Raw genomic sequence first — 5,173 nt, 5'->3', positions numbered from 1 at the left:
GCGTCTCCGCCCGTCCGGCGGCGACGATCCGGCGTCCTTCGTACAGGACGTTCTTCGCTGCGTTGTGGTCCCGGTCGTGGGCGGTGCCGCAGCTGCGGCACGTCCATGCGCGGACGTGGAGGGGCTTGGGCCCGTCCCGGAATCCGCAGGCGGAACAGGTCTGGGAGGACGGGAACGACCGGTCGACCCTGGCGAAGGTCCGGCCGTGCTTGACGGCCTTGTATTCCAGCATGCCGACGAACTGGGCCCATCCGGCGTCGTGGACGGACTTGGCGAGGCGGGTGCGGCCCAGGCCCTTGGCGGACAGCGTCTCCACGTACACCGCTTGGTTGTCGCGGATGATGCGGGTGGAGAGCTGGTGCTGCCAGTCCCGGCGCCGGTCCGCCACGCGGGCGTGCTGGCGTGCGACCTTCCTTCGGGCCTTGTCCCGGTTGTTGCTGCCCTTGGCCTTGCGGCTCAGCTCCTTCTGCATGCGCTTGAGCTTCTTCTCCGCCCGGCGCAGGAACTTCGGGGAGTCGAGCTTGCGGCCGTCGGCGAGGACCGCGAAGTGGTGCAGGCCGAGGTCGATCCCTGTGTCCGTCCCGGCCGCGGGAAGGATCTGCGGGGTGGTGTCGACGACGAACGACGCCCAGTACCGGCCGGCCGCGTCCATGGTGAGGGTGACGGATGTCGGAGTCGAGGGCAGCGTGCGGGACCACTTCACCCGCAGGTCGCCGACCTTGGCCACGTACAGGCGCCCGCTGGGCCGGATGCTGAACCCGTTCGCGGTGAGCCGGATGGACTGTCTGCGGTCCTTGCGGGACTTGAACCGGGGCGGGGCGACCCTGGGGCCCTTGCGTTTGCCGGTGAGCGAGGCGAAGAAGTTCCGGTACGCGGCGTGCAGGTCCCGCAGCGACTGGACCAGCACCACGGAGGACACCTCGCCGAGCCAGGCCCGCCCCTCGGTCTGCTTGGCGGCGGTGACGACCTGCTTTTGCAGGTCGGTGTCCTTGAGGTACGGCAGCCCCGCCGCGTGGGCTTCCTGCCGGGCGCGGAGCCCGTCGTTGAAGACCACGCGAGCGCACCCGAACGCCCTTGCCAGCGCGGCGCGCTGCCCGGGCTCGGGGTACACGCGGAAGTTGTACCTCAGCTGCACAACCACGACCGTACCATTTGGTCTATGGGTACGGATGCAGAATTTCGGCGGGGCAGGCATGTGGTTTCTGCGATGCACGTGCACTTGGTCTTCGTGACGAAGTACCGGCGCGGCGTCCTGGACGACGAGATGCTGAGGGTCTGCGAGGACACCATGCGCAGGGTGTGCGAGGACTTCGAGGCCGAGCTGAGGGAGTTCAACGGCGAGGACGACCACGTGCACCTGCTCGTGCACTACCCGCCCAAGGTCGCCGTCTCCAAGCTGGTGAACAGCCTCAAGGGCGTGTCCGCGCGCATCCTGCGCCGGGACTTCACCGGCCGCGCGAACCGGGCGATCATGCACGGGCACTTCTGGTCCCCGTCGTACTTCGCGGCATCCTGCGGCGGCGCGCCGCTGTCGATCATCCGGCAGTACATCGAACAGCAAAGACGCCCGGCCTGACGGCCGGGCGCAGGCCAGGGATGCGCTGACCCCGCCCTGAAGGACGGGGCCTGCGCGCAAGATCACCGGTCAGCAGGTAGGAGAAGGGGAAGCCGGTGATCAGCAGTGAGGCCAGGACTCTCCAGCAGTCGTGGACGAGTTGGCGAGGATGGCCGGTCAGACCCAGGGTGTGCAGGGTCTTGTTCGGCCAGCCGTTGAGGCCGAGGTGGCCGAGCAGGCCCTCGGCGGTGAGGACCATGCCGAGGGTGGTCGGCACGGCGAGCCTCATCGTGCCCCGGACGGCCTCGCGCAGGTACGGGTCGGCGAAGAAGTACCGGTAGTTGGCGAGTGTGCCGCCGCCGTCCTTGGGCTGGAAGGAGAGTTGGAGGCCGTAGAGGAATGTGTAGCAGGTCCGGGTGCCCGGGACAGACCTCGCGGGCGGGTGCGCCGCGGCCGGGAACGCCGTACGGGGCGGTGCGGGGCGCCCCGGTCGGGCGCGGCATCGCGCGCGGCCGGCGGCGCACGGTTCACGGCAGCGGGGGTACCCGCTGATCCGGTGGTTTCGGGAAAGCGGCGATCGTCGTGGGTACGACACCGGACGGATGTCCGGCAGGACGAGGGAGCACTGTCATGGGCACGGTCGGTCAGGACCTGGCTCCGGACTTCCCCGAGGCGGTCCTGCGCGACCTGGGCGCGGGCGTCTTCACCGTCGACATGGCGGGGCGCATCACCTACGCCAACCCGTGTGCCGAGCGGCTGCTCGGCCGGCCCCTGGAGCGGATGCTCGGCCAGGACGCGCACGGCCTGCTGCACCGCCGCCCCGACGGCGGCCCGATACCGCGCGAGCGGTGCGCGATGCTGGCCCCCCTGTACGGGAACCGCGCCGCCGAGGAAGGCAGCGAGGAGCACTTCCGGCGGGCCGACGGCACCGTCCTGCCGATCATCTGGGCGGCCACTCCCCTGCTGCTGTCCGGGCGGCAGGCCGGAATGGTGGTCTACTTCGACGACTTCAGCCAGCACCGCGGCTATGCGGACCGGATGGCCGCGCACACCGCGGCCCTGGAGGCACTGACCGCCCGGCTGAACCTGCTCGCGGAGGTCTCCGCGGTGCTGATGTCGACCCTGGAGACCTCCGCCAGGGTGCGCAAGCTGCTGCGGCTGCTGGTCCCGGCCATGGGCGACTGGGCGGTGGTCGACCTGGCCCGCGAGGGACCCCCGGGCCTGGAGCGGGCCGTCCGCAGCTCCACCCGCCCGCACCGGGCGAGGTGGCTCGAGCGACCGCTGCCGCCGCTGCCGGAGAAGACCCGCGCGGCGGTGACACGGGTCATGAACAGCGACGATCCCGTCCGGCTGACCGCGAAGGAACTGCTCGAGAACCCGGACGCCCCGCTTGCCGGCACCCACAGGAAACTGTTCGAACGGCTCGGCGGCCACTCGGCGACCGTGGTGTCGCTGCGCGCCCGGCGGCAGTCCTACGGCATGCTCACCGTGGCCCGTGCCGGGGAGTCCGAGCCGCACACCGACGCCGAGATCCGGCTGTTCCTCGACATCGGCCGGCGCCTGGCACTGGCGTTGGACAACTCCCGGCTCTACGACGAGCAGCGGAACGTGGCCGAGACCATGCAGCGCCAGTTGCTCGCCCCGCTGCCGCAGGTCGGCCGGCTGCGGATGGCCGCCCGCTACCTGCCCGCGCAGAGCGCCATGGAGATCGGCGGCGACTGGTACGACGCCTTCCTTCTCTCCGGCGGCGTCCTGGCCGTGGTCATCGGGGACGTGGTCGGCCACGATCTGGAGGCCGCCTCGCACATGGCCGAGGTCCGCAACATGCTGCGTGCACTGGCCTGGGACCACGAGGAGCCGCCCAGCGTGATCATGCGCCGTGTCGACGAGGCGGTGACCAACACCAGCGACGCCCCCATGGCCACGCTCGTCTTCGCCCGGATCGAGGGCCGCGAGGGCGGACCCTGGCAGCTGCGCTGGGCCAACGCCGGGCATCCCCCGCCGCTGCTGGTCACCCACGAGGGCGAGGCACGTTTCCTGACGGCCGGGCACGGGCCGCTGATCGGTATGAGCGCCACCCTGAACCTGGGCCTGAACTGGCCCGACGCGGTGGAGGACCTGCCTCCGGAGTCCGTCCTCCTGCTCTACACCGACGGCCTGGTGGAGAGCCGGACCCGCCCGATCGACCTCGGCATGGCCAAGCTCGGCCACCATGCCTCTGTCCTGGCCCGGCGGATGGCCCACCGGACCGTGGACGAGTTCTGCGACGAGCTGCTGACCCGTATCGCACCCAGCGGCGACGACACCGCCCTGCTGGCGCTGCGGCTGCCCGAGGCCGGCGCGGGCGCTCCCGGCGACCACCGGCCGCCACCGCCCCCGCAGGCCCCGTACGGCCCGGCCGCGCCGAACCGGGCCGCGCCCGGCTCCCGTCGACAGGACGCCCGGGTGCGGGACACCACGCGCGACCCGCGGCAGGAGGGGTGAGTGCTGTGAGGCGCGGGCCTCAGCCCGCGACGGAGACCGAGGGCTCCCCGGAGGCCACCCCGTCGGCCTCCATCCGCTCGGCGATCTTCATGGCCTCCTCGATCAGGGTCTCCACGATCTTCGACTCCGGGACGGTCTTGATGACCTCGCCCTTGACGAAGATCTGCCCCTTGCCGTTGCCGGAGGCGACCCCGAGGTCGGCCTCCCGCGCCTCCCCCGGACCGTTGACGACACAGCCCATCACCGCCACCCGCAGCGGCACGTCCATGCCGGTCAGACCGGCCGTGACCTCGTCGGCCAGCTTGTAGACGTCGACCTGGGCACGGCCGCAGGACGGACAGGAGACGATCTCCAGGCCGCGCTGCCGCAGGTTCAGCGACTCCAGGATCTGGATGCCGACCTTGATCTCCTCCACCGGCGGCGCCGACAGCGACACCCGGATGGTGTCGCCGATGCCCTGGGAGAGCAGCGCACCGAAGGCGACGGCCGACTTGATGGTGCCCTGGAAGGCCGGACCGGCCTCGGTGACCCCCAGGTGCAGCGGGTAGTCGCAGCTCGCGGCGAGCTGCCGGTAGGCCTCGACCATCACCACCGGGTCGTTGTGCTTGACGGAGATCTTGATGTCCCGGAAGTCGTGCTCCTCGAACAGCGACGCCTCCCACAGCGCCGACTCCACCAGCGCCTCCGGGGTGGCCCTGCCGTACTTCTGCAGCAGCCGCCGGTCCAGCGACCCGGCGTTGACCCCGATCCGGATCGGCGTGCCATGGTCGTTCGCCGCCTTGGCGATCTCCCTGACCTTGTCGTCGAACTGCTTGATGTTGCCCGGGTTGACCCGGACGGCCGCACAGCCCGCCTCGATCGCGGCGAACACGTACTTGGGCTGGAAGTGGATGTCCGCGATCACCGGGATCTGCGACTTGCGCGCGATGACCGCCAGCGCGTCCGCGTCGTCCTGCGTGGGACAGGCCACCCGCACGATCTGACAGCCCGACGCCGTCAACTCGGCGATCTGCTGCAACGTGGCACCGATGTCCGACGTACGGGTCGTCGTCATCGACTGCACCGACACCGGCGCGTCCCCGCCCACCGCCACGGACCCGACCTGGATCTGCCGGCTCTTGCGGCGCTCGGCGA

At 71.0% G+C, this 5,173-nt stretch carries 5 protein-coding genes; 2 read left to right on the top strand and 3 right to left on the bottom strand.

The annotated features are described in order from the left end of the window. On the bottom strand, positions 1–1,135 hold a 1,135-nt coding region (locus RH94_RS02170), incomplete at its 3' end, for an RNA-guided endonuclease InsQ/TnpB family protein (protein WP_073945699.1). Between the two features lie 24 nt (positions 1,136–1,159). On the opposite strand from RH94_RS02170, the gene tnpA reads away from it, so the two are divergent. Beyond that, positions 1,160–1,576: an IS200/IS605 family transposase gene (gene tnpA, locus RH94_RS02165; protein ID WP_073945984.1), complete on the top strand. Its 417-nt coding sequence runs from the start codon at positions 1,160–1,162 to the stop codon at positions 1,574–1,576. On the opposite strand, the gene RH94_RS41110 is transcribed toward tnpA, so the two are convergent. Beyond that, complete coding sequence (locus tag RH94_RS41110; protein WP_199880844.1) at positions 1,536–1,832, bottom strand: hypothetical protein; 297 nt, start codon at positions 1,830–1,832, stop codon at positions 1,536–1,538. The genes tnpA and RH94_RS41110 overlap by 41 nt on opposite strands. A 353-nt stretch (positions 1,833–2,185) precedes the next feature. Here RH94_RS41110 and RH94_RS02160 point away from each other — a divergent pair, with 353 nt between their 5' ends. After that, entirely contained in the window at positions 2,186–4,039 is a 1,854-nt protein-coding gene (locus tag RH94_RS02160; protein WP_073945983.1) for a SpoIIE family protein phosphatase, read from the top strand. A gap of 19 nt (positions 4,040–4,058) precedes the next feature. Here the strand turns inward: RH94_RS02160 and ispG are convergent. Beyond that, on the bottom strand, positions 4,059–5,173 hold a 1,115-nt coding region (ispG, locus tag RH94_RS02155), incomplete at its 5' end, for a flavodoxin-dependent (E)-4-hydroxy-3-methylbut-2-enyl-diphosphate synthase (RefSeq protein ID WP_073945982.1).

This window comes from Streptomyces kebangsaanensis (assembly GCF_001906585.1).
GTDB classification, from domain to species: Bacteria; Actinomycetota; Actinomycetes; order Streptomycetales; family Streptomycetaceae; genus Streptomyces; species Streptomyces kebangsaanensis.
Note: the sequence above shows the minus strand (reverse complement) of the source record. Positions and strands in the feature narration are given on the sequence as shown.